The sequence below is a fragment of the Saccharopolyspora shandongensis genome (assembly GCF_900106995.1).
GTDB classification, from domain to species: domain Bacteria; phylum Actinomycetota; class Actinomycetes; order Mycobacteriales; family Pseudonocardiaceae; genus Saccharopolyspora; species Saccharopolyspora shandongensis.
Genome location: NZ_FNOK01000015.1, coordinates 144032 through 168560 on the forward strand (window position 1 = coordinate 144032; position 24529 = coordinate 168560).

The window sequence follows — 24529 nt, forward strand, 5'->3', positions numbered from 1 at the left end:
CCGTTGAAGATTACGGGCATTTCCGGCGCCGCAGCAAGGAAATCGGCGTCCTTCCGGCCGTTCGGCCCAGCGGTGGCCACAGGGGCTTTCAGAATGCGGCGTTAGCCGCATGCGGTGTGGGACTCAGCTCGCACCGCCGCGGGTTCTCAGGCGTCGTCTGGCGAGGACAGCCCCGATGCCGCGTATTGGGCATACGTAAGTCGGGGCTCCCACAGTCCAGGCGGCGTCTGAGGTTCCGCCACCCGCACCGCCATGCAAGCCCATTCTGAAATCTCTCTACGGAACCAGCGCGCTGAGCAGGGCCGCCATCGCGAAGCCCACCACCGACAGGATGGTCTCCAGCACCGTCCAGCTCTTCAGCATGTCCTTGACCGGGATGCCGAAGTAGCGGCTGATGATCCAGAAGCCGCCGTCGTTGACGTGCGAGGCGATGATCGAACCGGCCGCGATGGCCACCGCGATCAGTGCCAGCTGCGCCTGCGAGTAGTCGCCGGCGTGCAGCAGCGGGGCGATGATGCCGCCGGTGGTCACGATCGCGACCGTCGCCGAGCCCTGCGCGATGCGCAGGCCGCTGCTGATCACGTACGCCGACACCAGCACCGGCAGCCCGGTGGACTGCAACGACCCGGCCAGCGCCTCGCCGACGCCGGTTTCGGCCAGCACCTTGCCGAAGAACCCGCCCGCGCCGATCACCAGCAGGATCATCCCCAGCGGGCGCAGCGCGGAGCCGGTCAGCTCGGAGATCTCCTTGCCGGTCATCCCGCGCCGCGTGCCCAGCAGCCAGAACGACAGCAGCACCGCGATGGTCAGCGCCACCGTGGGATTGCCGAAGAAGGTCAGCACGTTCAGCGCGGTGCTGCCCTTGGGCAGCGTGATGCTGCCGAAGGTGGCGCCGAGGATCAGCACCATCGGCAGGCCGATGATGAACGCGACCGTGCCCAGGCCCGGGTCGCGGCGGCCCTCGGCGGCGTTCTTCTCGGCGACCGCGTCGGCCGCGGCCAGCATGTCCTCCGGCACCGGCAGGTAGATGCGGTTGCCGATCCAGACCGGGTAGAGCAGACCGCTGGCGATGAAGGCCGGGATGCCGCAGGCGAAGCCCATCAGGATCACCCAGCCCAGGTCCACCCCGAGCAGCCCGGCGGCCACCACCGGGCCGGGGTGCGGCGGCAGGAACGCGTGCGTCATGGACAGCCCGGCCACCAGCGGCAGGCAGTACAGCAGGATGGACCGCTTGCCCTGCCGGGCCACCACGTACACCAGCGGCGCCAGCACGAAGATGCCGATGTCGAAGAACACCGGGATGCCGAACACCAGGCCGGACAGGCCCATCGCCAGCGGCGCGCGGCGCTCGCCGAAGGCGGCGAGCAGTTTGCGGGTCAGCAGCTGCGCGCCGCCGGAGGCCTCCAGCATCGAGCCGAGGATCGTGCCGAGGCCGACGATCGCGGTGATGTGCCCGAGGATTCCGGCGAAACCGCCTTCCAGCAGCGATTCGCTGCTCTTCTGCGCGGTGCCGACGATCTCCTGGACCGACAGGCCGGCGGCCAGCGCGATCAGCAGCCCGGAGACGATCAGGGCGATGAACGGTTCGATGCGGAACTTGATGATCATCAGCAGCAGCACCGCGATGCCGACCGCGCACAACGTGAGCAGGCCGGAGGTCTCGTGCTGCAGCCAGTGGAGGAAGGTGTCCACTGCGGGGCTCCTAGGGAGGGGGAGGGGCCGAGCTTCGGGGGTCAGCTCGGAGTTCTGGTGGGCTTGCGCAGGGCGCGGCCCGGTAGGGCGTCGGTGCGGTGGCCTTCGTCGATCACCGGCACGCCGTTGACCAGGACGTAGGGGATGCCGACCGCCTGCTGGCGGGGCTCGTCGAAGGTCGCCGTGTCGGAGACGGTTTCCGGGTCGAACAGCACCAGGTCCGCCGCGAATCCCTCGCGAACCCGGCCCCGGTCGGTCAGGCCGAGCCGGTCGGCCGCGCGGGCGGTCAGGTGCTGGACGCATTCCTCCAGCCCCAGCACCCCGAGCTCGCGCACGTAGTGCCCCAGGTAGCGGGGGAAGGTGCCCCACGCGCGCGGATGCGGTCGGGCCCCGACCAGCAGCCCGTCGCTGCCGCCGGTGTGCACCCGGTGGCGCATGATGGCCTGCACGTTCTCCTCGTGGCCGACGTGCATCAGGCACGAACTGCCGAGTTCCTCCGACACCAGCACGTCGAAGTAGAACTCGGTCGGCTGCTGCCCGGCCGCGCGGGCGGCTTCGGCGACGGTGCGCCCCACCAGGTGCGCGTTGTCGGCCCGCCGGACGCCGTTGATCTCGATGGTGTCCCACTCGACCGGCACGCCGTGGCAGCCGTCGGAACCCTCCTCTTCCAGGACGACGCGAATCCTGGCCCGCTGCGCCGGATCCCGCAGCCGCTCCAGGGTCGCCGCCACGCCGCCCTCCATCGCCCAGCTGGGCAGCAGCGCGTGCAGCGAGGTGCTGCCCGGCAGGTAGGGGTAGGTGTCGAGGCTGATGTCGCAGCCCCCGGCGAGCGCTTCGTCCAACATGGACAGCAGGTCGGCGGCCCTGCCCTTGTTGACGCTGAAGTTCATGGTGGCGTGCGCGAGGTGCAGCGGGCAGCCGGTGATCCTGCTGATCTCGATCATCTCGGCGTATGCGGCCAGCGCGCCGGCGCCGTAGCTGCGGTGGTGCGGGCTGTAGAACCCGCCGCGGGCCGCGACCACCTCGCAGAGCGCGGCGAGCTCGCCGGTGTCGGCGTACATCCCGGGCGTGTAGGTCAGCCCCGAGGACATGCCGAAGGCGCCCTCGTCCAGCGATCGCGCCAGGACCTCGCGCATCCGGTCGAGTTCGGCGTCGGTGGCCGCGCGGTCGTCGTAGCCGACGCACAGCAGCCGCAGCGTGCCCTGCGGCACCAGGTACGCGGCGTTGGCGGCGATGCCGGTGTCGAGCCGGTCGAGGTATTCGGCGACGCTGCGCCAGTTCCAGTCGAAACCCGGCGGGTCGTCGTTCCAGCCCGCGATCTGGGCGCGCACCGTGGCCAGCGTGGCCTCGTCCACGGGCGCGTAGGACAACCCGTCCTGCCCGATGACCTCCAGGGTCACGCCCTGCGACACCTTCGCGGTGTGGTCGGGCGCGGCCAGGATCTGCAGGTCCGAGTGCGCGTGCATGTCGATGAAGCCGGGCGCGAGCACCAGGCCGTCGGCGTCGATCGAGCGCTTGCCGCTCAACCGTCCCGGCCCGGCGATCTCGGTGATCCGCCCGCGTTCGATCCCGACGTCGGCGAGGTAGCCCGGGCCGCCGCCTCCGTCGACGACCCGGGCCTCGTGGACCACGATGTCCATAGTGGAACCTTTCAGAATCAGGAATTCCTTCCAGCGGCTTGCGCAGCGGTGCAGGTTGCGGAACCTCAGAAGCCTTCTCGACTCCGGGATCCCCGGCTTATGTATGGACCAATACGCGGCGCCGGGGCTGTCCTCGCGAGAAGACTTCTGAGAACCCGCGGCGGTGCAAGCTGAGTCCCACACTGCAAGCGGCTGCCGCCGCTTCTTGAAAGAAACGTCCTGGTTCGGTCCTCGTCGCACCCGGAGGCGCGCGCGTTCGCGCGGTCGTCCTAGAAGAACGTGCGCACCAGGTCGATCACGGTGTCGCCGTCGACGACCGGGATCAGCGCCCACTTGTCGAACACCGTGCACGGGTGCGACAACCCGAAGCCCATCCAGTCGCCGATCTGCAGATCGGCGCCGCGCACGGTCAGGAACGCGTGCTGGTCGGCCAGCGAGGTCACCTCGCACGAACCGGCGGCCAGCTCCCGGATCTCGCCGTCCGCGCCGCGGATCACCTGCGGTTCCGGCAGGTCCTGGTCGAAGGACACGTCCCGGCGGCCCATGGTCAGCAGCGCCAGGCCCTCCTCCGGCCGCGAGGTGACCTGCGCCCACACCCGCATCGCGGGGTGGAACGGCCGCTCCTCGCCGGTCAGCCGGTGCTCGCGGCTGAACGGCGAGCGGACTCGGTAGAAACCGTCGTCGTGCAGCAGGTATCCGCCGCTGCGCAGCACCGGCACCACCGGCAGCCCGGCGGGCCACGGCTCGGTGAACGCCTGGGCGACCTGGTCGAAGTAGGCGCTGCCGCCGCAGGTGACGATCACCTCGTCCAGCCCCGAGAAGTGGCCCGCCTCGGCCAGTTCCGCGACGAGCTCCCGCATCCGGCCCATGTATCCGTCTACTACGGATAGCGCCCCCTCGCTGACGTCGTGGCCGAGCGCTCCTTCGTAGCCGCCGACGCCGACCAGCCGCAGCATCGGGTTCTCCAGCACGCGGTCGGCGATCTCGCGCGCCTCGGCGATCGTGCGCGCGCCGGTCCGGGCGCCGTCGCTGCCCAGCTCGACCAGCACGTCGACCTGCCGCGACGCGCCGTGCCGGGCCAGCGCCTCGCTCATCAGCTGCACGCCGCGCACCGAGTCCACGAAGCAGCTGAACTCGAACTCGGGGTGGGCGTCCAGCTCGTCGGCCAGCCACGCCAGGCCGCTGGGATCCAGCAGCTGGTTGGCGAGCAGGATCCGGTCCACGCCGAACGCCCGGTAGACCCGCAGCTGGCTGAGGGTCGCCGCGGTGATGCCCCACGAGCCGTTCGCCAGCTGCAGTTCGAAGAGCTGCGGGGCCATCGTCGTCTTGCCGTGCGGCGCGAGCTGCAGGCCGTGCTGGGCGCACCAGTCCGCCATGGTCTGCAGGTTGTGCCGCAAGGCCGCATCATCGAGCACCAGCAGCGGGCCGACGAAGCCCGCCTCGTGCAACTTCGGGCGCTGCGCGAGGAACTCGCCGACGGTGCTGCCGAAGGCTTCGGACGGCATGCCCTTGAAGCGCCAGTCGATGCGCTCGTCGTGCAGCGCGCGCACCGCTGCGGTGTTGATCCCCCGTGTCGACACGAAGGCCTCCTATTGCTATTGCGTAGATCGCAACGCCGGTTGCGTAAAATGCCGGGTAGGTATGTACCATCAGCGGCGCAGCACGTCAACGGACGGAGTGGTCGGTGAGCCAGAGCCTGGAACGCGGTCTGACCGTGCTGACCGCACTCGCCGCCGGCCCGCAAACGCTCGACCAGCTCGCGCAGCGCCTCGGCGTGCACAAATCCACCGCCATGCGCCTGCTGCGCACCCTCGAATCGGGCCGCTTCGTGCGCCGCGAGGACGTGCACCACTACCGCCTCGGCAGCGCCCTGTTCGACCTGGCCCACCAAGCGCTGGAAGACCTCGACGTGCGCGGCGTCGCCCGCCGCCACCTGGTCGAGCTGGGCGAGATCAGCGGGCACACGGTACACCTGGCGACCCTCGAAGACGACCAGGTCGTCTACATCGACAAGGTGGACAGCCGGCACCCGGTCAGGATGTACTCCCGCATCGGCCGCCGCGCGCCGGTGCACTGCACGGCCGTGGGCAAGGCCCTGCTGGCCGACTGGCCGACGCAGCAGCGCCGCCGGTTCGCCGAGCAGCTCAAGTACCCGAAGATGACCGCCAACACGATCGACTCGGCCGACCGGTTCCTGACCGAGCTGGACCGGGTGCGAGCCCAGGGCTACGCGGTCGACCGCAGCGAGCACGAGGACTTCATCCACTGCGTCGGGGCGCCGATCCGCAACCACCGCGGCGAGGCCGTCGCCGCCGTGTCGCTCTCGGTTCCCAAGGTATTGCTGGACTTCGACGGACTGCTCGGTCTCGTCGACGACGTGCTGCGCGCCGCCGGCGAGGTTTCCGCCGAGCTGGGGTGGCAGCGCGAGAACCCGAAAGGAAAGGAAGTCTGATGGCCAGGACCGTGGTCAGCACCGACAAAGCCCCCAAGCCGCCGGCGAACATCCCGCTGTCGCAGGGCGTCCGCAAGGGCAACATCCTGCAGGTCTCCGGTCAGACCGCCGTGAACCCGGCGACCGGCAAGCTGGTCGAGGGCGGCGTCCCCGAGCAGACCGAGCAGTGCCTGCGCAACGTCATCGCGATCCTGGAGGCCGAGGGCGGCTCCCTGGCGGACGTGCTGATGCTGCGGGTGTACCTGACGGACGTCTCGCAGTTCGCGGAGATGAACGAGACCTACGCCCGGGTCGTCGGCGAGCCGTTCCCGGCCCGCACCACGGTCTACGTAGGGCTTCCCGCCGGGCTCCTCGTCGAGATCGACGCCTTGGCCGTCCTCGGCTGATCGCCTCGCGATGAAGGGCGCCTCCGAGCGGGAGGCGCCTTTCGTTCATTCCTTGCGGCCGGTGACGGCGACGGAGAGACCGAGGCCGATCATGGCGAAGCCGCCCGCCTTCTGAACCATCGCAAGGCGGCGCGGGGCGCTGGCGAGCCAGTTGCGGGCCGTGGCCGCGAACAGGCCCCACGCGCTGTCCGAGATCAGCGCGATGGCGATCGGGATCAGGGCGAGCAGCAGCATCTGCACCGGGACGTGGCCCAGCGCGGGATCTACGAACTGCGGAACCACCGCCGTGAAGAAGATGAACGTCTTCGGGTTCGCCACCCCCACCACCACGCCCTCCCGCAGCGTTCGCAGGCCGCCGAAGGCGGGCGTCTGCTCGGGCAGCTGCGCCGCCAGTGGGCGACTGCTGCGCAGCGCCTTGATCCCCAGGTAGATCAGGTACACCGCGCCCGCGACCTTGATCGCGGTGAACACCGCGATCGACTGCGCCACCACCGCGCCGACGCCGAGCGCGACCGCGATGGCGACCAGGTAGCACCCGATGGCGTTGCCCACGACGCTGGTAAGCGCGGTGCGCTTGCCGTGCGCGAGGGCGCGGCCGACGACGAACAGAACACTCGGCCCCGGTACCGCGATGATCACCAAGGACATCGCCGCGAACACCAACAACCGATCGACGGAAACCATTCGACACACCTCCTCGGACAGCCTGGCAAGCCGCCGCGCCGGACGCCAGCGAGTTCCTCCGTTCCGAGCGGAGCCGGATCTACTGTGGACACATGTGGCTGCGTTCGATGTTGTCCTGGAACGTGCTGGTACCGGTGCTCGCGATCATCGCGCTGGCCATCGCCTGGCCCGGCAAGGGACTCGGCATAGGCATGGTGATCGTCCTCGCGCTCCTGCTAGCGGGCGCCGTGCTCACCGCCGTGCACCACGCCGAGGTCATCGCGCACAAGGTGGGCGAACCGTTCGGCTCGCTGGTCCTCGCGGTCGCCGTCACGGTCATCGAGGTGGGCCTGATCGTCACGCTGATGGTCTCCGGCGGGCCGGAGACCGCGACGCTGGCCCGGGACACGATCTTCGCCGCGATCATGATCACCACCAACGGCATCGTCGGGCTTTCCCTGCTGGTGGGCGCCCTGCGCTACGGCGTGACGAGCTTCAATGCCGAAGGCACCGGCGCGGAGCTGGCGACGGTCGCGACGTTGGGCGCGCTGAGCCTGGTGTTCCCGACCTTCACCACCACGGTTCCGGGGCCGGAGTACTCGTCGTCGCAGCTGGCCTTCGCCGCGGTCGCGTCGGTCGTGCTGTACGCCACCTTCGTGTTCACCCAGACCGTCCGGCACCGCGACTTCTTCCTGCCGGTCACCGACGAGGGGACCATCGCTGCGGAGGACGACCACGCGCCGCCGCCGACCGGCCGCCAGACCGCGGTGAGCATCGTGCTGCTGCTGATCGCGCTGGTCGCCGTAGTCGGGCTGTCGAAGCTGGAATCCCCGGCGATCGAAGCCGCGGTCGACGCGATCGGTTTCCCGCAGTCCTTCGTCGGCGTGGTGATCGCGATGCTGGTGCTGTTGCCGGAGACGATCGCGGCGGTGCGCGCCGCCCGCCGCCGGCGGATGCAGATCAGCCTCAACCTCGGTTACGGCTCGGCGATCGCCAGCATCGGCCTGACCATCCCGGTGATCGCGCTCGCCACGATCTGGCTGGGCGGCCCGCTGCACCTCGGCCTGGGCGGAACCCAGCTGGTGCTGTTCACCCTGACCGTCATCGTCAGCGTCCTCACGGTCGTCCCGGGCCGCGCCACCCGACTCCAGGGCTGCGTCCACCTGGCGCTGCTGGCGGCGTTCCTCTTCCTGGCCGTCAACCCGTAGCGACGACCGGCGAACAGCAGGAGGACCGGCCCGATGATGGTGATCGCGCCCGCCACCACGAACACCCCGCCCCAGCCCCACGCCTTCACCCCTGGAGTCTTTTGTTGTGTGGAGCGAACAAACGCTAAGTCAGCTTCGACAAGTGGTCAAGATCTTGCGGCATGACAAGGGTTTCGGGTATTTACCGTCCACTGTGCATTGAGCTGAGCGCAATGTGGTCCACTGTGCATTGCGCTCGGTGCAACACGCGCTGTCGCGCGGGCCTTTCGGCCGTGCCGAAGGGGATGCGGATCACGGATGCTGGCGGCGGACTACCACCGACGCGCCTCGGGGGATCGACATGAACGCGCCCGGAGTTGCGCAATGGCACCTGACGGGCGTCTGGTTCGACGCCTGCAAGTGCGCCATCCCGTGCCCCTGCTCGTTCGCCCAACCGCCCACCTACGGCGATTGCGACGGCGTCCTCCTGTGGCACATCCGCGCCGGCAACTACGGCGACCTGGAACTCGATGGCCTCAACGTCGCGATGCTCGCGTCCTTCACCGGCAACATCTGGACCCGGGAACACCACGACGCCCGCGCGGCGGTGTTCTTCGACGAACGCGCCGGCGAGGCGCAGTGCGCCGCGCTCCGGGCGATCTTCACCGGGCGGGCCGGCGGCTGGCCGCAGCAGTTCGGCGAGCTGTTCGGGCCGGAGATCGTGGCCGCGGAGACGAGCCCGATCGAGGTCGCCATCGCCGACGACCTGTCCGCCTGGCGGGTGCGGATCCCCGGCTGCGCGGAGGCCGACATCACCGCGCTCACCGGCCCCACCAGTGCCGAAGGCGCCCGCGTCCAGGTGCACAACCTGCCCGGCGCGGAGGTCGGCCCCGGTCAGCCGCCGGCGACCTGGGGGAGAGTGACGTCCGATCGGGCCGATGCGTACGGCTTCAGCTGGGAGCGCGTGGGCAACTCCAGCAAGCTCATCCCGTTCGACTGGACGGGACCGGACGCGGCATGACCCGCGCCGCCGCCCGGCGCGGCATTCCGGCCCCGCGCGCCTGGTCGCGCGCGGAGCTCGCGCTGGCGGCCGCGCTGCTCGCGCTCGCCGGGGCGGCCTGGCTGATCACCGGCCTCGCGGCGATGCCCGACATGGGCGTGGGAATCCTCACCGGCGCGCCGGCGATGTCCGCCATGCCGCTGTTCCTGCTGATCTGGCCGGTGATGATGGCGGCGATGATGCTGCCCGCCAGCACGCCGTTCACCATCGGCGTGCGTCGGCTGGCCGCGGCACGCCACGCCCGCCGTGGCACCGTCGCCGCCCTGACGGCGGGCTACCTGGTCGTCTGGAGCGCCACCGGGGTGCCCGCCTACGCCGTCCTGCGGGGGTTCGACGCGATCGCGATGCGGGGAGAGGCGGTGTCGGCGCGGGTCGGTGCGGTCGTGCTCATCTGCGCGGGCGCGTACCAGTTCACGCCGCTGAAGCGCTGGTGCCTGGCCCGCTGCCGCTCGCCGCTGGCCCTGCTGGTGCGCCACGGCGACACCGCCCTGCGCAGCCGTGCGGGTGCGCTGCGAGTGGGCATGCACCACGGCGGGTACTGCCTCGGCTGCTGCTGGGCGCTGACCGTCGTGCTGCTCGCCGCGGGCGCGATGAACCTCGTGTGGATGGCGGTCCTGGCCGCGCCGATCGCGTTGGAGAAGGCGGCCCCGCGCGGCGAGGCCATCGGCTTCGCGCTGGGCGTGGCCGCGATCGGCCTCGGCGTCTTCCTGCTCGTCCGGTGAGCTCAGTACACCGGGCCGGTGTACTTCTCGCCCGGGCCCTGGCCCGGGGCGTCCGGGTGGGTGGATGCCTCGCGGAACGCGCGCTGCAGCGTCTGCAGCCCGTCGCGGACCGGGCCCGCGTGCGGCCCCAGGTACTCGACGGAAGCGGTGACCAGACCGGCCAGCGCGGTGATCAGCCGGCGCGCCTCGTCCAGGTCGCGCTCTGCGGCGGTGTCCGGGTCCTCGGCGGCCAGCCCGAGCTTCTCCGCGGCCGCGGACATCAGCATGACCGCGGCCCGGCTGATCACCTCGACGCTGGGAACATCGGCGAGCTCGCGGACGTTGAGTTCCATGTCCGCGTCGGGTACCGGCTCACCAAGCAGGTCGGACGCGTTCGGGGATGGGGTTGGCTGCGGTTCGGTCACGCCTGCTACCCTGACACGCACGACCAGCCCCCGCGTCGGCGGGGGCGGCAAAGTGGAGTCCCGCTCCCACCCGAGTAGCCGCCACAGGCTTCCGGGTTCCGGTCCTGTCGATGGTGCAAGCCATCGGTGGCACGAACGGTATTGCGGTACCGGTTCGATCGGTTTGGAGTCAGGGTCCCGCGGCCCGCGGAAGCGGCAGCCGGCGGGACCTCTGCATTCCGGGGTGAGCTCTACGCGCCGCGGTGCAGTTACTAAGCCATCGAACCGAGGAGGGCCCATCAGCTCCGAGACGCGCATCAACGACCGCATCCGGGTTCCGGAGGTCCGCTTGGTCGGACCCAACGGTGAACAGGTCGGGATCGTCCGCATCGAGGACGCGCTCCGGCTTGCCCAGGAAGCGGATCTGGACCTTGTCGAGGTCGCCCCGCAGGCGCGCCCGCCGGTCTGCAAGCTCATGGACTACGGCAAGTTCAAGTACGAGAGCGCGCAGAAGGCTCGCGAATCGCGTCGCAACCAGCAGCAGACCGTCATCAAGGAGCAGAAGCTCCGGCCGAAGATCGACCCGCACGACTACGAGACGAAGAAGGGCCACGTGACCCGCTTCCTCAACCAGGGTCACAAGGTCAAGGTGACGATCATGTTCCGTGGTCGTGAGCAGTCGCGTCCCGAGTTGGGCTTCCGCCTGCTGCAGCGACTGGCCGACGACGTTTCCGAACTCGGATTCATCGAGGCCAACCCGAAGCAGGACGGCCGAAACATGATCATGGTTCTCGCGCCGCACAAGACGAACAAGACCAAGCCCAAGGCGAACGCTTAAGTCCGCAGGGCTCGTGATGTGACGCCGGGCCGGGACGCAGTCCGCGCCCCCGCCCGGCATCAGTACGAAACGAGGACGAGAAGATGCCGAAGAACAAGACCCACAAGGGCACCTCGAAGCGCTTCAAGGTGACCGGCACGGGCAAGCTGCGGCGCGAGCAGGCCGGTCGTCGGCACATCCTGGAGAAGAAGTCCAGCCGTGTCACCCGCCGGCTCGAGGGCACCGAAGCGGTGGCCAAGGCCGACGTCAAGCGCATCAACCGACTGCTGGGTCGCTGAACCCCGACCCGCTGCTCCCGGGCAGCAGGTCAGCAACGCAGTTCCAGCACCCCGCACGGGCGGTTCCCCGCCGCCCCCGATGAGATAACAGGACGGACCCCGTGGCACGCGTCAAGCGGGCAGTCAACGCCCAGAAGAAGCGCCGCACCATTCTCGAGTCGGCCCGTGGTTACCGCGGTCAGCGCTCGCGGCTGTACCGCAAGGCCAAGGAGCAGATGCTCCACTCGATGACCTACGCCTACCGCGACCGGCGGGCCCGCAAGGGTGACTTCCGGAAGCTGTGGATCACCCGCATCAACGCCGCGACCCGGCAGCACGGCCTGAGCTACAACCGGTTCGTGCAGGGCCTGAAGGCCGCCGAGGTCGAGGTCGACCGGAAGATCCTGGCCGAGCTCGCGGTCAACGACCCGCAGGCGTTCGCCGCGCTGGTCGAGGTTGCGCGCAAGAACCTGCCGGAGAGTGCGGCCTGATCACCGAAGGCCCCTCCGCTGCACCGCGACCCGGGACGACGACTCCGCTGACGGAGCGCTCGACCCGGGTCGCGGTCGCTCGCAAGCTCACCCGCCGCGCCGGCCGGGAGAAGGCCGGCGCGTTCCTCGCAGAAGGCGCCCAGGCGGTCGGCGAGGCGCTGACCGCGCACGCCGCCGGGGTGTCGCGGGTGCGCGACGTCTTCGCCACCGAGCAGCCCCGGCACGCCGAGTTCCTCGATCGGGCGCGCGCCGAGTCGGTGCCGGTGCACCTGGTCACCGAGCGGGCCGCGGCGTCGCTGTCGGAGACCGTGACCCCGCAAGGCCTGATCGCGGTCTGCGACCTGCCGGACACCACGTTGTCCGACGCGCTCGCCGACCGCCCGAAGCTGGTCGCGGTGCTGGTCGGCGTGGCCGACCCGGGCAACGCCGGCACGGTGGTGCGGGTCGCGGACGCGGCCGGTGCCGGTGCCGTGCTGTTCGCCGGCGACTCCGTCGACGCCTACAACGGCAAGGCGGTGCGGGCGTCCACCGGCAGCCTCTTCCACCTGCCGGTCGCGCGGAACCGCGACGTCTCCGCCGTGCTCGCCGCCTGCCGCGCGGCCGGGCTCCGGCTGGTCGGCGCCGACGGCTACGCCGCGGGCGACCTCGACACGGCAGACCGCGACGGCGAGCTCGCCGAGCCCACGGCGTGGGTGTTCGGCAGCGAGGCCCACGGCCTGTCGGACGAGGTGAAGCCGGAGCTGGACACCACGCTTCGGGTGCCGCTGTACGGGCGCGCCGAAAGCCTGAACCTGGCCACCGCCGCGGCGGTCTGCCTCTACGCCTCTGCCCGCGCCCAGCGTCGCTGAGCCCGGCGATTTTCCGCGCGAGCTTCGGGGAAGTTGACGATTTCGCGTGAATTCGCGAACCGGCCGGGTCCGGGACCGCGTGTCGGCACCGGATCTCCGCGAAAAGCGGTTGGGGCCGTCGCATAGAATTCAGGGGTCAGCTTGCGGCTTGAGTCGTATGCCAACGAGCAGGTTCGCCGCCCCGGGTCACCGGCCTGGGAACCGGGTACTGATGCCTGTCGGATCAACGGGAGTCACGCACTAACGATGTCTGGAGCCAACGACCCGTACGACCCGAAAGAGGTCGCCGCGCTGTCGCCGGAGACGCTGGACCGCGCGGTGGTCGAGGCCAGCAAAGCCTTCGCCGCGGCCGCCGACCTCGAAGCGCTGGCGGCGGTCAAGCCCGCGCACCTCGGGGACCGTTCGCCGCTGCTGACCGCGCGCCGGGAGATCGGCGCGCTGCCGCCGAAGGCGCGATCGGAAGCCGGCAAGCGCGTCAACCAGGCCCGCGAGGGGATCCAGAGCGCCTTCGACGAGCGCCGCGCCGCCCTGCAGGCCGAGCGCGACGAGCGGGTGCTGCGCGAGGAGACGGTCGACGTCACGCTGCCCTGGGACCGCGTCCCGGCCGGCGCGCGGCACCCGATCACGCAGCTCGCCGAGCAGGTCGAGGACACCTTCGTGGCGATGGGCTGGGAGGTCGCCGAGGGTCCCGAGCTGGAGACCGAGTGGTTCAACTTCGACGCGTTGAACTTCGGCAAGGACCACCCGGCCCGCAGCATGCAGGACACCTTCTACGTCGGGCCGGAGAACTCCGGGCTGGTGCTGCGCACCCACACCTCGCCGTCGCAGATCCGCTCGCTGCTGGAGCGGGACCTGCCGGTGTACGTGGTGTGCCCCGGCCGCACCTTCCGCACCGACGAGCTGGACACCACCCACACCCCGGTGTTCTCGCAGGTCGAGGGCCTGGCGGTGGACAAGGGCCTGACGATGGCGCACCTCAAGGGCACCTTGGACGCGTTCGCCCGGGCGATGTTCGGCCCGGACTCCAAGACCCGGTTGCGGCCGTCGTTCTTCCCGTTCACCGAGCCGTCGGCCGAGATGGACGTGTGGTTCCCGGAGAAGAAGGGCGGCGCCGGCTGGGTCGAGTGGGGCGGCTGCGGCATGGTCAACCCGAACGTGCTGCGCGCCTGCGGCGTCGACCCCGACGTCTACACCGGCTTCGCGTTCGGCATGGGGCTGGAGCGCACGCTGCAGTTCCGCAACGGCATCCCGGACATGCGCGACATCGTCGAGGGCGACGTCCGGTTCACCCAGCCGTTCGGCATCTGATGCCCACCGACACCACCCACCTGAACGAGAGAAAGGCCTGACCAAGTGCGGATTCCGGTTTCCTGGCTGGCCGAGCACCTTGAGCTGCCCGAGGAGACGACCGCGGAGACGCTGGCCGAAGCGTTCATCCGGATCGGGTTGGAGGTCGAGGAGGTCGTCCACCTGACCCAGGTGCGCGGGCCGCTCGTGGCCGGTCGCGTCGCCGCGATCGAGGAACTCACCGAGTTCAAGAAGCCGATCCGGTTCTGCCAGGTCGAGGTCGGCGCGGACGACTCCGGCGAGCAGCAGGTGCAGGGCGTCATCTGCGGTGCCCGCAACTTCCAGGAGGGCGACCTGGTCGTGGTCGCGCTGCCCGGTGCGGTGCTGCCCGGCGACTTCGAGATCACCTCCCGCAAGACCTACGGCAAGGTCAGCGAGGGCATGATCTGCTCGGCCAAGGAGCTGGGCATCGGCGAGGACCACGACGGCATCCTGGTGCTGCCGCCCGGTTCGGCCGACCCCGGCGACGACGCGGTCGAGCTGGTGGGGCTGGACGACTCGATCATCGAGCTGGCCATCACCCCGGACCGCGGCTACTGCTTCTCGGTGCGCGGCCTGGCCCGCGAGCTGTCCAACGCGCTCGACGTGCCGTTCGGCGACCCGGGCACCCGCCCGGTCCCGGCCGACGACCGGTCCTCGCGCGAGGTGGAGCTGCGCGACCCGAGCGCCTGCTCGCGGTTCGTGCTGCGCCGGGTCACCGGCGTCGACCCGACCGCGCCGAGCCCGTGGTGGCTCCGCCGCCGCCTGGCGCTGGCCGGGATGCGGTCCATCTCGCTGGCCGTCGACGTCACCAACTACGTGATGCTGGAGCTCGGCCAGCCGCTGCACGCCTTCGACACCACGAAGGTGGCCGGTGCCCTGGTGGTGCGCCGCGCCGAGCAGGGCGAGAAGCTGACCACCCTGGACGGGCTGAGCCGCGAGCTGGACCCGGACGACATCGTGATCTGCGACGACAGCGGCCCGGTGTCGCTGGCCGGCGTGATGGGCGGCGAGTCCACCGAGATCGGCCACAACACGCACGACGTGCTGCTGGAGGCGGCGAACTGGGATCCGGCCAGCATCGCCCGTACCATCCGCCGGCACAAGCTGCCCAGCGAGGCGGGCAAGCGCTTCGAGCGGACGGTGGACCCGGCGATCGCCGCGGTGGCCACCGAGCTGGCCGCGCAGCTGCTCGTCCGCTACGGCGACGGCACCATCGCGCCCGGCCGCACCGACGTGGGCGCGCCGAAGCAGCCCGAGCCGGTGACCATGCCGCTGGCACTGCCGGACAAGATCGCCGGGGTGTACTACGACCGCGGCGTGACCGCCCGGCGGCTGAGCCAGATCGGTTGCCGCATCGAGGTCAGCACCTCCGACGAGGGCGTCGGCCTGGTCACCGCGACCCCGCCGACATGGCGTCCGGACCTGAAGCAGCCGTACGACCTGGTCGAGGAAGTGCTGCGCCTGGAGGGCTACCACACGATCCCCTCGGTGCTGCCCGCCGCGCCGCCCGGGCGCGGGCTCACCGCGGAGCAGCGCCGCCAGCGCGCGGTCTCCCGGGCGCTGGCCAGTGAGGGCTACGTCGAGGTCCTGCCGTTCCCGTTCGTCGGCAAGGCGACGCTGGACGACTTCGGCCTCGCCGAGGACGACCCGCGGCGGCGCACCATGACGGTGCTCAACGCGTTGGAGAGCGACCGGTCGCTGCTGACCACGACGCTGCTGACCGGGCTGGCGGAAACCTTGCAGCGCAACGTTTCCCGCGGGCAGCGCGATCTCGCGCTGTTCCACATCGGACAGGTCGTGCAGCCCGCGGAGAACCAGCCCCCGGTGCCTTCGGTGGGCGTGGCGTCGCGGCCCAGCGACGAGGAGATCGCCGCGCTGCACGCAGCGCTGCCGGCGCAGCCGACGCACGTCGCCGTGATGCTGGGTGGCAACCGCGAGCAGGCCGGCTGGTGGGGCAAGGGTCGCGAGGCGAACTGGGCGGACGCGGTGCAGGCCGCGCGCGTCGTCGCCGAGGCCGCCGGCGTGGAGCTGACCGTGAGCGCGGGCGAGCTCGCGCCGTGGCACCCGGGCCGGTGCGCGCAGCTGAAGGCCGGTGACGTCGTCGTCGGCCACGCGGGCGAGCTGCACCCGAAGGTCGTGGAGGCGCTGGGCCTGCCGAAGCGGACCTGCGCGATGGAGCTCGACCTGGACGCCCTGCCGCTGACCGACCACCGCCCGGCGCCGCAGATCTCGGCGTACCCGCCGGTGCTGATGGACATCGCCCTCGTGGTGGACGACGGCGTGGCCGGAGCCGACGTGATCGACGCGGTCCGCGCCGGCGGCGGCGAGCTGCTGGAGGACGTGCGGCTGTTCGACGTCTACGCCGGCGAGCAGCTGGACGAAGGGAAGAAGTCGCTGGCCCTGGCGCTGCGCTTCCGCGCCTCGGACCGGACGCTCAAGCAGGAGGAGGCCACCGAGGCCCGCGACGCGGCGGTGCGAGCCGCCACCGAGCGCCTCGGAGCCAGCCTCCGCGCCTGATTTGACGGGGCCCGGATTCAGGTGATCCGGGCCCCGGGTTCGAGGAGCGGCCGTGGTCAAGCTGGATCGGTTGATCAACGTCCTCGGCGGCCTCGGGGCCCGGCTGGGCAACGCCCCGCGATCCAGGTCGACGGAGCTGCGGTCGGTGGCGCTGCACGACCCGGCCGATCCCGCCCCGGGCGGTGAGGACGTCCTGCTCGCCGTAGGTGTCGATGCCGACGGCGCGGCGGATCTGCTCTCGGGCACTCGCGCCGAAGTGGTCGTGCTGCGCTGCACCGAACTCGGCGAGCGGGCGCTCGCGGTGGCCCGCGACCGGGATGTGACGGTCGTGCTCGTCGACCCGGCCGTGTCGTGGGGCCAGCTGGCGGCCGTGATCTACGGGCTGGTGCTGGAGGGCCGCGAAACCGAGGCTGGCCGGGGCCCGACGGACCTGTTCGCACTGGCCGACGCGCTCGCGGACTCGGTCGGCGGCCCGGTGACGATCGAGGACCACCGCTCTGGTGTGCTCGCGTACTCCAGCCGGCAGCACAGCGCCGACCGGGCCCGGCTGGCCACGATCCTGGGGCGGCGGGTGCCCGCGGAGATCCGGCGGGAGCTGACGGAGCGCGGCGTGTTCCGGCACCTGGAGACCTCCGACGAACCGATCTTCGTGGCTCCGCTGGGGCCGGAATCCCTGCACGGCAGGGCCGTTGTGGCGGTCCGCGCGGGCAAGGAGCTGCTGGGCTCGATCTGGGTGGTGACGGAGCACGCGCTCACGGCCGCGCACCAGGCCGCGCTGGTCAACGGGGCGCGCACCGCGGCGCTGCACCTGCTCCGCGCCCGGGCCAGCGCGGATCTGGAGCGGCAGGTCGAATCCGATCTGGTCATCGGGCTGCTGGAGGGGCACGAGGACCCCGCCGCGGCGTTGAGCCGCCTCGGCCTCCGCAGCACGAGGTACCGCGTGGTGGCGGTGCAGATGCACACCGGTGGCGCGCCGGAGGCCGCGCCGCTGCTCGCCTTCGAGCGGGCGACGACCGGTTTCGGCTGGTCGCGCCCCGGGCGAAGCGCGCTGTTCGCGAACACCGTCTACACGATCCTGCCGCACGAGGACGCCGAGCCGGCGTGCGAGTGGGCGCGGGCCCTGGTCCGGGAACTCGCCGGCGATGCGACGGTCCTCGTCGGGGTGGGCGGCCCGGCCGAGGCCGCGCAGCTGGTGGACAGCAGGCAGGAGGCGGACGAGAGCCTGGCGATCCACGCGACGCGGGCGGACCGGCTCGCGGCCGTGGTCTACGACGAGGCGTGGCACGAGATCCTGTTGCGGCGGCTGCGGCATGTCGCGTCGACCGGGCGGGCGCCGGATCGCGGCCCCGTTGTCGAGCTCCGCCGCCACGACCGGGAGCACGGCACGAGCTACGTCGAGACGCTGCGGGCGTGGCTGGAATGCCAGGGCGATCTGGGTGCCGCGGCGGCGCGGCTGGAGGTCCACCCGAACACCGTCCGGTACCGGATGCGGAAGATGGCCGAGCTGACGCCGCTGGACCTGGACGACCCGGACGCCCGGCTGGCGATGATCATCGCGCTCGCCGTGTAGTCGGTTCCGGCCAATCGGGGCGCCGCGATTTGTGCGATTCCGACACTGGCTCGGCGCCGCCGCCAGGGCAGGCTCCACCTCAAGACGTTTCGAGGAGGAAGCATGCGCGAGGACGGGATCGACGGGGTTCCGCGCCGGGCCGTGGTGATCGGTGCGGGTGTGGTCGGCTTGTCGACCGCTTGGTTCTTGCAGGAACACGGCGTCGAGGTCACGGTGCTCGACCGCGACGACGTCGCGGCCGGTGCGTCCTGGGGCAACGCCGGCTACCTCTCGCCGGGGTTCTCGATCCCGCTGCCGGAACCGAGCGTGCTGCGCTACGGGTTGCGGTCGTTGTTCGACCGGGACGCGCCGCTCTACGTGCCGACCTCGGTGGATCCCGGATTGTGGTCCTTCCTCACGGGTTTCGCCCTGCGGTGCACGCCGTGGGCCTGGCAGCGGTCGATGCGCGCGTTCGTCCCGATGAACGCCGAGTGCCTGGACGCCTTCGATTCGCTGACCGCGGGCGGCGTGTCCGCGCCGACGGTGCCCGCGCCGATCACGGCGGCGTTCGAGAAGCCCGAGCAGGTCGCCGAGCTGCGGCACGAGTTCGAGCAGATCCGCCGCTGCGGCCAGGACGTCGAGGTCCGCGAACTGTCCACTTCGGACGTCGACGTGCCGCAGCTGTCGTCGCGCATCGCGGCCGTGCTGCGGGTCGAGGGGCAGCGCTACGTGGACCCCGGCGAGTTCACCCGCAGCCTGGCGAAGTCGGTGGTGGAGCGCGGCGGCAAGCTGCGCACCGGGTTCCGCGTGCGGGAGGTGCTGCGCGGTTCCGGCCAGGTCGTCGTCAAGTCGGAGCAGGACGAGCGGGTGTCGGCCGAGGTGGTCGTGCTGGCCACCGGCGCGTGGCTGAGCCGGCTGGCGAAGCCGCTGGGCGTCCGCACCGCGGTGCGGGCCGGGCGCGGCTACTCGTTCACGGTGCCGACCGAGCAGCCCGTGCCGGGCCCGATCTACCTGCCCGCGGCGCGCGTGGCGTGCACGCCCTACCAGGGCGGCCTCCGGGTGGCGGGAACGATGGAGTTCCGCTCGCCGGACGATCCGCTGGACCGCAACCGAATCGAAGCGATCGTGCGCTCCGCGCGCCCGCTGCTGAAGGGCGTCGGCTGGAACGAGCGCCGCGACGAGTGGGTCGGCGGCCGCCCGGTGACGCCCGACGGCCTGCCGCTGATCGGCGCGACGAAGATGCCCGGCGCCTACGTCGCGGGCGGCCACGGCATGTGGGGCCTGACCCTGGGCCCGCTCACCGGGCGCCTGCTGGCGGAGCAGATCACCACCGGAAAGCGCCCGGCGCTCCTGCAACCGTTCGACCCGTTGCGATGAGCACGGACCTGACGACGGCGGAACGGGCGGAGCTCGACCGGCTCCGCCGCGAGAACCAACTGCTGCGAGTGGAGAAGGAGATGCTGCTGCGCATCGCCACGGAATACGCCCTGGAGCGGCGCATCCGAGCCGAACCCAGTTGACGCGCGCGGTACGAGCGGATCTTCCCCGAACCGGCACTCGGTAGATCGACTTCCTGGCAGTATGTCCGGGTGGTCGGAGCAGGGGGTGCGCGGAGCCTGCAGGAGATCCTGCGGCAACGGCAGGGCAGCGAGTTCGTTGGCCGCAGCCTGCAGTGCAGCGTCTTCCGCACGAATCTGCAATTGCCGCCGGTGGACCGCAAGTTCGTGTTCGGCCTGCACGGGCAGGCGGGTATCGGTAAGACGTTCCTGCTGCGCCAGCTCCGGGAGATCTCGCTGCAGCACGAGGCGCTGGTCGCGGTCACCGACGACAACGAGTCCAACCTGGTGGCGGCGATGGGCGCGATCGCCCGCCAGCTGGCCGGCCAGGGCGGCGAGACCCGCGGCTTCGCCCAGCGCCTCGCCGAATACGAACGCAGGCACGACGACGTGCTGTCCGATCCGCAGGCGCCGTCGGAGGCCCGGGAACTGGTGATGTCGACGGCGATCCGGTTCGGCCTCGGTGTGGTGCGCATGGCCGCACCGGGGCTCGGACCGGTCGCCGACGCCGTCCCGCCGGAGAGGCTCCAGGCGTGGATGGAGCAGTGCCGGGGCTACTTCGCGCGGAAGTTCGGTAGCCAGGCCGATGTCCGGTTGCTGCTGTCGCCAGTCGAGGAACTCACCCCGTTCCTGGTCGAAGACTTGCGGAAGCTCGCCCAGCACCGCCAGCTGGTGATGCTGTTCGACAACTACGAGCGCACCTCCGAGGTCATCGAGCAGTGGCTGCTGCGCATGCTGCAGGGGCACTACGGCGAACTTCCCGTCGCCCTGATCCTTGGCATCGCCGGGCAGCACCCGCTGGATCCCAACAGCTGGGGCGAGTACTCCTCGATCACGGTGACCTGGCGGCTCGATCCGTTCACGTCAGAGGAAGCCCGAACCCTGCTGAACCGCAGGGGAGTCCGCGATCCGGGCCTGGTGGACGTCGTGCTCGAACTGTCAGGTGGGCTTCCGCTGCTGGTCGCGACCTTGGCCGAGTCGGGGCACGATGCGCACGACCCGACGGCAATGGCGGTCGCGCGGTTCCTGAACTGGGTACCCGACCAGCAGCGCCGCGAGGATGCCGTGTTGGCCGCGCTGCCCCGGGGCCTCGACGAGGACATTCTGATCGCGTTGGGAGCGGAGGAAGGCACAGCCGATCTGTTCCGTTGGCTTCGCGACCGCCCGTTCGTCCACGAAAACCAGGGCCGTCTCCAGTACCACCAGGTGGTTCGGGAGACGATGGTGCGCTACGAACGCGGTCGCGCGCCGCGGCGTTTCCGGCTACGCCATCAAACGCTGGCCGAGCACTTCCACCGGAGTCGTCAGGAACTCGCGTTGCCGGGTGAATCAGCCTGGTACGACTGGGAATGGCGGGCGCTGCTGGTTGAAGAGTTCTACCACCGGCTGTGCTGGGCCGCGCACCGCTGGTTGCCAGACGCCATGGAGCACTGCGCGGCGGCGTGCGGCGTCGACGCCGGGACCGCGCAGTCCTGGTTCGACATGTTCGCCGAAGCCGCCCGGGATTCGGCGGTGTCGATAGTCGTCACGTTCGTGCGCGACCTGCAGCGCTTCGTGCGCCCCAGCGGGGAACTGGATCTCAACGGCCTGCAGAAGTACCTCATCGGCAGGCTGGAACAGGACAGCACCGGGCGGGCGGCGAGTACCAGGGCGCGAACCTGGGTTGCTACCGATGCCGGGGCAGCCACCTCGGGTGGTGGCGCCTGGTCGTTCGGCGAGCAGGAAGGCCGGGGCTCCAACTACCGGGGAAAGCAGGACCATTTCGGCACGGACCTGTCGGAGTCGGTGCCACCGGTCATCGGGGAGTGAAGTTGCGGGCGGCGAACTCGGTGGCGGTGATGCCCATCAGCACGAGGCACTGCGCTCCGCCGCACAGGAATTCCGGGTCGCGCAGACGGCCTTCCTCGCGGAAGCCGAGTTTGCCGTGCAGCGCGAGGGAAGCGGCGTTGCCGTCGTAGATCCCGACCTGGCACTTGCGGTAGCGCAGCCGCCCGAACATGAACGCGAGCAGGGCGGCGATCGCGTCGTCGGCGTAGCCGCGGCGGCGGTGCTGCGGGCCGATCCCGATGCCGTAGCTGAACCGGCCGGAACCGGGCTCGGCCTGGCTGGCGGACAAGGAACCGACCAGCGTCCGGTCCAGCAGCGTTTCGATGGCCAGCTGGACGTCGTCGCCGGAGTCGGCGTGGTGCGCCCGGTGCGCTCCCCAGTGCCGGTAGCCGTCGAACTTCGGGTAGTGGGTGTCGGAAGATTCCCGGTCGAACCGCATCAGCGCGCGCCGGTCGGCCGGCTCGACGCGCCGCAACCGCACCCGCTGCCCGACCGGGTCCGACGTCGTGATCGACATCGAACGGCGGGCACCCGTGCCGGGGCGGGGTGGGGTCATCGTCATCGGCAACGATGATGCCCGGAGAGCCGCGCCGAAGTCGAATCGGGGTGCCCCCGGTAGCTGGCCGCGCACGGTGCGCAGGGCGAGCTGAGTCCGGTTCTCGCGGCCGAGCACCGCCATGACCCGAGAGACGTGGCCCTTGACCGTGCCTTCGCTGAGGTAGAGCCGGGCGGCGATGTCCGCGTTCGGCAAGCCCTCCGCGACCAGCGCCAGCACTTCCCGCTCCCGTTCGCCGAGCGCCGCCGGCTCGGGCGCGGGGCCAGGACACCGGTCGCGGCGCAGGTCCGGACTTTCGTCGCCCGACAGGCGAGTTCCGGCCGAACTCTTCCGGAGCGGCCTGGAACGCGATGGCGGCTAGATCAGTGCGGGGTCGTCCAGGATCGCGGGCGCTCGCGGATCGACCGGCCGACCGTGAGCGCGGCACCGATCAGCACCGCGAAGCACGTGAGCGCGATCGAGGCTTTGAACTCGGAAGGCACCGCTACGACCGGATTCCCGTGCTCGTCGATGAAGCCGTAGGCGGCGAAGTCGAGCAGCACCGCCAGATCGACGGCCGCGCGGATCGCCAGCGCGGCCGTCCAGGCGGCCAGGATGCGGATGCCGGTGGCGCGCGGCGTCGCGACGATGGCGAAGACCGAGATCGCGAAGCCGGGCACGAACAACGCAGCCGTTGCCAGGTTCGGCCAGCCGTGGGTGAAAGCACCGAGCGCCAGGCACCCGATCCCGGCGATGCCGGCGGTGATCGCGAGCCCTCGCTGCCGCGGGCCGAGTCGCACGGCCGCCCGCGGCGCGCGGATCAGTGCGAGGAGCGATGCGACCGCCGGCGGGCCCCAGAACAGCAGGTGGGCGAGGTAGAGCCGCTCGTCAATCGGGCGCGTGAGCCCGACGAAGAAGTAGCCGGCGCTCCACAACCAGAACGGCGAACTGCCCGCGAGGACGGCCGCGACAGGAACCTGGTAGCGCCGGACGAACAGCAGCAGTCCGGCGACCGGCAGCGTCACGACCAGCGCCCCGAGCAGGGCGAGCACGATCAGCCCGGCGAGCCCGAGGCCGCCGTCGGCGAGCGTTCCGGCGTAGCCGGCTCGGGGCACGTCGGTCGCCCAGGACACCACGCCGGCGAACCTGCTGCCGGGTGCGTCGGCCTGCCGCGCCGCGAGATCCGGGAACCGGGCCGGAAGGGCGGCCGCGTCCATGACGTTGCTCAGGGTGAAAACGCCGGGTAGGAGCTTCTGCTGAACGTCGAAGAGCAGCAGGGCGAAGCCGACGCAGCTGGACAGGCAGATCACCCCGGCGACGACCAGCCACGGATCGCGTTGCGGGCGGCCGAGGTCGACGGTCGGCTGGTCGCCGTTCTCCGCTCCGATGGTGTTCAGCTGGGCGCGGATGCGCTCGATCGTCGGCCGGTCGTCGACCGGCTTGGCCATCAGCCCGCCCAGCAGTCGTGCCAACGCCTCGCCCGCGCGGACCGGCGCGGGCGGCTCCTCGGAAAGCACCGCGGCCAGCGAATCCCCGGCGGTGCTTCGCAGGTATGGCGACTTGCCCTCGACCGCGAAGTACAGGGTGACGCCCAGCGCCCACAGATCGGAGGCGGCCACGGCGCGGCCCCGGACGTGTTCGGGGGCCATGTAGGCGGGGGAGCCGACCATGATGCTGGACGCCGTCGCGGTGGAGCCGTCGTCGAGCCGTGCGATGCCGAAGTCGGTCAGCTTCACCGAACCGTCGGCGGCCACCATGATGTTGCTGGGCTTCACATCGCGGTGCACGATGCCGAGCCGATGCGCGGCCTGGAGCACGTCCAGCACGCGCGAGGCGATCTCGACGGTGCGGGCCGGCGGCAACGGCCCTTCGGATTCGACGAGGTCCTGCAGGGTGGCGGCCTCGACCAGCTCCATGACGATGTATATCCGGTCGTCGGCCTCGATGGCGTCGAAGACGGTGACCGCGCCGGGATGGTTGAGCTTCCCGGCGAGCCGGGCCTCCCGCAGCACCCGCGCCCGCAGCTCCGGATGATCGGCCCCGGGAGGCAGGTGGATCTCCTTGACGGCGACGGGCCGGTCGAGCAGGGCGTCCCAGGCCCGCCAAACGGTCCCCATTCCGCCCCGGCCGATCACGGTTTCAAGCGCGAAACGCCCCGCCAACAAGCGTTCCTCGCTCACCGGCGCCCCTTTCTCCCGCTCCGAAGGGAACGTTAGCGCCGAGATGATCAGTTTGTCCCGCCTTTGCCCGAGCCGGCGGGCTCCCCGTGGCTCGTGAGCGTTTTGGGCTGCGGTAGCGACTTGTCATGTCTCAAGACCTCACGGACAGTTTTGTCTCATGACGTCGTGGACAGTTTTGGTGTGAGTCGTTGGTAGCGGACGCTGCGGTCCAGTGTCAGCGTCCGCACGACCGTGTCGCCGATCATGATGCTGACGCGGTCGCCTTGCCAGTAGACGGTAGCGGTCTGTGCGGCCCAGCAGCGGCCGATGATGATCGAGCAGCCGGAGAAGGCGACCACGCCGGTGCTGGTGACCGGCCGCTGGGTGACACCGGCGTGCTGCTGCACGGGCCCGGATGGTGTCGCTTTGGTGGCCGCG

The 24529-nt window shown here is 70.9% G+C and carries 22 protein-coding genes and 1 pseudogene; 15 read left to right on the forward strand and 8 right to left on the reverse strand.

Annotated elements, in window-relative coordinates:
* Positions 1 to 276: 276 nt before the first annotated feature.
* The 3 genes from BLW84_RS18295 to BLW84_RS18305 all read right to left on the reverse strand — a co-directional run bounded on the left by BLW84_RS18295 (position 277) and on the right by BLW84_RS18305 (position 4837).
* Positions 277 to 1692, reverse strand: coding sequence for a GntP family permease (locus BLW84_RS18295; RefSeq protein WP_093266830.1), 1416 nt, complete (start codon positions 1690 to 1692; stop codon positions 277 to 279).
* A 41-nt stretch (positions 1693 to 1733) separates the two neighbouring features.
* Positions 1734 to 3332 (reverse strand): N-acyl-D-amino-acid deacylase family protein, encoded by a 1599-nt coding sequence (locus BLW84_RS18300; RefSeq protein ID WP_093266831.1) that lies wholly within the window; start codon positions 3330 to 3332, stop codon positions 1734 to 1736.
* A gap of 269 nt (positions 3333 to 3601) precedes the next feature.
* Entirely contained in the window at positions 3602 to 4837 is a 1236-nt protein-coding gene (locus BLW84_RS18305) for an amino acid deaminase (RefSeq protein WP_093266943.1), read from the reverse strand.
* Positions 4838 to 5016: 179 nt separating this feature from the next.
* On the opposite strand from BLW84_RS18305, the gene BLW84_RS18310 reads away from it, so the two are divergent.
* Positions 5017 to 5784, forward strand: a complete 768-nt coding sequence (locus BLW84_RS18310) for an IclR family transcriptional regulator (protein ID WP_093266833.1) — start codon at positions 5017 to 5019, stop codon at positions 5782 to 5784.
* Entirely contained in the window at positions 5784 to 6170 is a 387-nt protein-coding gene (locus BLW84_RS18315) for a RidA family protein (protein WP_093266834.1), read from the forward strand. The genes BLW84_RS18310 and BLW84_RS18315 overlap by 1 nt, the downstream gene beginning before the upstream one ends.
* Before the next feature lie 45 nt (positions 6171 to 6215).
* On the opposite strand, the gene BLW84_RS18320 is transcribed toward BLW84_RS18315, so the two are convergent.
* Positions 6216 to 6854 (reverse strand): LysE family translocator, encoded by a 639-nt coding sequence (locus BLW84_RS18320; RefSeq protein WP_093266836.1) that lies wholly within the window; start codon positions 6852 to 6854, stop codon positions 6216 to 6218.
* Between the two features lie 92 nt (positions 6855 to 6946).
* Between BLW84_RS18320 and BLW84_RS18325 the strand changes: the two genes are divergently transcribed.
* The 3 genes from BLW84_RS18325 to BLW84_RS18335 all read left to right on the forward strand — a co-directional run bounded on the left by BLW84_RS18325 (position 6947) and on the right by BLW84_RS18335 (position 9802).
* Entirely contained in the window at positions 6947 to 8041 is a 1095-nt protein-coding gene (locus tag BLW84_RS18325; RefSeq protein ID WP_093266837.1) for a calcium:cation antiporter, read from the forward strand.
* 340 nt (positions 8042 to 8381) lie between these two features.
* Positions 8382 to 9041, forward strand: coding sequence for a DUF1326 domain-containing protein (locus tag BLW84_RS18330; RefSeq protein WP_093266839.1), 660 nt, complete (start codon positions 8382 to 8384; stop codon positions 9039 to 9041).
* Positions 9038 to 9802 (forward strand): DUF2182 domain-containing protein, encoded by a 765-nt coding sequence (locus BLW84_RS18335; RefSeq protein WP_093266840.1) that lies wholly within the window; start codon positions 9038 to 9040, stop codon positions 9800 to 9802. The genes BLW84_RS18330 and BLW84_RS18335 overlap by 4 nt, the downstream gene beginning before the upstream one ends.
* A gap of 2 nt (positions 9803 to 9804) precedes the next feature.
* Here BLW84_RS18335 and BLW84_RS18340 read toward each other — a convergent pair whose 3' ends face one another.
* Positions 9805 to 10134, reverse strand: a complete 330-nt coding sequence (locus BLW84_RS18340) for a DUF1844 domain-containing protein (RefSeq protein WP_218157370.1) — start codon at positions 10132 to 10134, stop codon at positions 9805 to 9807.
* Positions 10135 to 10429: 295 nt separating this feature from the next.
* Between BLW84_RS18340 and infC the strand changes: the two genes are divergently transcribed.
* The 10 genes from infC (at position 10430) to BLW84_RS18385 (ending at position 21379) form a co-directional block, all read left to right on the forward strand.
* Positions 10430 to 11023 carry a translation initiation factor IF-3 gene (gene infC, locus BLW84_RS18345; RefSeq protein WP_093266843.1) on the forward strand — a complete coding sequence of 198 codons (594 nt, stop codon included), beginning with the start codon at positions 10430 to 10432 and terminating at the stop codon, positions 11021 to 11023.
* An 83-nt stretch (positions 11024 to 11106) separates the two neighbouring features.
* A complete protein-coding gene (gene rpmI / locus BLW84_RS18350) occupies positions 11107 to 11301 on the forward strand; it encodes a 50S ribosomal protein L35 (protein ID WP_010313612.1) in 195 nt (64 codons plus the stop codon).
* 101 nt (positions 11302 to 11402) lie between these two features.
* Positions 11403 to 11771, forward strand: coding sequence for a 50S ribosomal protein L20 (gene rplT, locus BLW84_RS18355; protein WP_093266845.1), 369 nt, complete (start codon positions 11403 to 11405; stop codon positions 11769 to 11771).
* Positions 11771 to 12619 (forward strand): TrmH family RNA methyltransferase, encoded by an 849-nt coding sequence (locus tag BLW84_RS18360; RefSeq protein WP_177226539.1) that lies wholly within the window; start codon positions 11771 to 11773, stop codon positions 12617 to 12619. The genes rplT and BLW84_RS18360 overlap by 1 nt, the downstream gene beginning before the upstream one ends.
* Positions 12620 to 12865: 246 nt before the next feature.
* Complete coding sequence (gene pheS, locus BLW84_RS18365; RefSeq protein WP_093266846.1) at positions 12866 to 13927, forward strand: phenylalanine--tRNA ligase subunit alpha; 1062 nt, start codon at positions 12866 to 12868, stop codon at positions 13925 to 13927.
* Positions 13928 to 13972: 45 nt separating this feature from the next.
* Positions 13973 to 16465 (forward strand): phenylalanine--tRNA ligase subunit beta, encoded by a 2493-nt coding sequence (gene pheT / locus BLW84_RS18370; RefSeq protein ID WP_093266848.1) that lies wholly within the window; start codon positions 13973 to 13975, stop codon positions 16463 to 16465.
* A gap of 52 nt (positions 16466 to 16517) precedes the next feature.
* The gene (locus BLW84_RS18375) at positions 16518 to 18035 is read left to right on the forward strand and encodes a PucR family transcriptional regulator (RefSeq protein WP_093266849.1); all 1518 of its coding nucleotides are present in this window, start codon (positions 16518 to 16520) and stop codon (positions 18033 to 18035) included.
* 102 nt (positions 18036 to 18137) lie between these two features.
* On the forward strand, positions 18138 to 19391 hold the full coding sequence (locus BLW84_RS18380; protein ID WP_093266851.1) for an NAD(P)/FAD-dependent oxidoreductase: 1254 nt from the start codon (positions 18138 to 18140) through the stop codon (positions 19389 to 19391).
* A complete protein-coding gene (locus tag BLW84_RS47525) occupies positions 19388 to 19534 on the forward strand; it encodes a hypothetical protein (protein WP_177226536.1) in 147 nt (48 codons plus the stop codon). The genes BLW84_RS18380 and BLW84_RS47525 overlap by 4 nt, the downstream gene beginning before the upstream one ends.
* Before the next feature lie 69 nt (positions 19535 to 19603).
* Entirely contained in the window at positions 19604 to 21379 is a 1776-nt protein-coding gene (locus BLW84_RS18385; protein ID WP_093266852.1) for a hypothetical protein, read from the forward strand.
* On the opposite strand, the gene BLW84_RS18390 is transcribed toward BLW84_RS18385, so the two are convergent.
* The 3 genes and pseudogenes from BLW84_RS18390 to BLW84_RS18405 form a co-directional block, all read right to left on the reverse strand.
* Complete coding sequence (locus BLW84_RS18390; RefSeq protein WP_342743158.1) at positions 21366 to 22262, reverse strand: GNAT family N-acetyltransferase; 897 nt, start codon at positions 22260 to 22262, stop codon at positions 21366 to 21368. The two genes, BLW84_RS18385 and BLW84_RS18390, sit on opposite strands and share 14 nt — an antisense overlap.
* 53 nt (positions 22263 to 22315) lie before the next feature.
* Positions 22316 to 24112 carry a serine/threonine-protein kinase gene (locus BLW84_RS18400; RefSeq protein WP_143060990.1) on the reverse strand — a complete coding sequence of 599 codons (1797 nt, stop codon included), beginning with the start codon at positions 24110 to 24112 and terminating at the stop codon, positions 22316 to 22318.
* Positions 24113 to 24267: 155 nt separating this feature from the next.
* A pseudogene (locus BLW84_RS18405) lies at positions 24268 to 24529 on the reverse strand (IS481 family transposase); the annotation flags it as partial.

Bases quoted from the DNA above. Each gene is read 5' to 3' on its own strand.
- BLW84_RS47525 (WP_177226536.1), top strand. From the start codon at position 19,388: ATGAGCACGGACCTGACGACGGCGGAACGGGCGGAGCTCGACCGGCTC.
- pheS (WP_093266846.1), top strand. From the start codon at position 12,866: ATGTCTGGAGCCAACGACCCGTACGACCCGAAAGAGGTCGCCGCGCTG.
- BLW84_RS18320 (WP_093266836.1), bottom strand. From the start codon at position 6,854: ATGGTTTCCGTCGATCGGTTGTTGGTGTTCGCGGCGATGTCCTTGGTG.
- BLW84_RS18325 (WP_093266837.1), top strand. From the start codon at position 6,947: ATGTGGCTGCGTTCGATGTTGTCCTGGAACGTGCTGGTACCGGTGCTC.
- BLW84_RS18300 (WP_093266831.1), bottom strand. From the start codon at position 3,332: ATGGACATCGTGGTCCACGAGGCCCGGGTCGTCGACGGAGGCGGCGGC.
- BLW84_RS18340 (WP_218157370.1), bottom strand. From the start codon at position 10,134: ATGGAACTCAACGTCCGCGAGCTCGCCGATGTTCCCAGCGTCGAGGTG.
- BLW84_RS18335 (WP_093266840.1), top strand. From the start codon at position 9,038: ATGACCCGCGCCGCCGCCCGGCGCGGCATTCCGGCCCCGCGCGCCTGG.
- BLW84_RS18305 (WP_093266943.1), bottom strand. From the start codon at position 4,837: ATGCCGTCCGAAGCCTTCGGCAGCACCGTCGGCGAGTTCCTCGCGCAG.
- BLW84_RS18380 (WP_093266851.1), top strand. From the start codon at position 18,138: ATGCGCGAGGACGGGATCGACGGGGTTCCGCGCCGGGCCGTGGTGATC.
- BLW84_RS18315 (WP_093266834.1), top strand. From the start codon at position 5,784: ATGGCCAGGACCGTGGTCAGCACCGACAAAGCCCCCAAGCCGCCGGCG.
- rpmI (WP_010313612.1), top strand. From the start codon at position 11,107: ATGCCGAAGAACAAGACCCACAAGGGCACCTCGAAGCGCTTCAAGGTG.
- BLW84_RS18330 (WP_093266839.1), top strand. From the start codon at position 8,382: ATGAACGCGCCCGGAGTTGCGCAATGGCACCTGACGGGCGTCTGGTTC.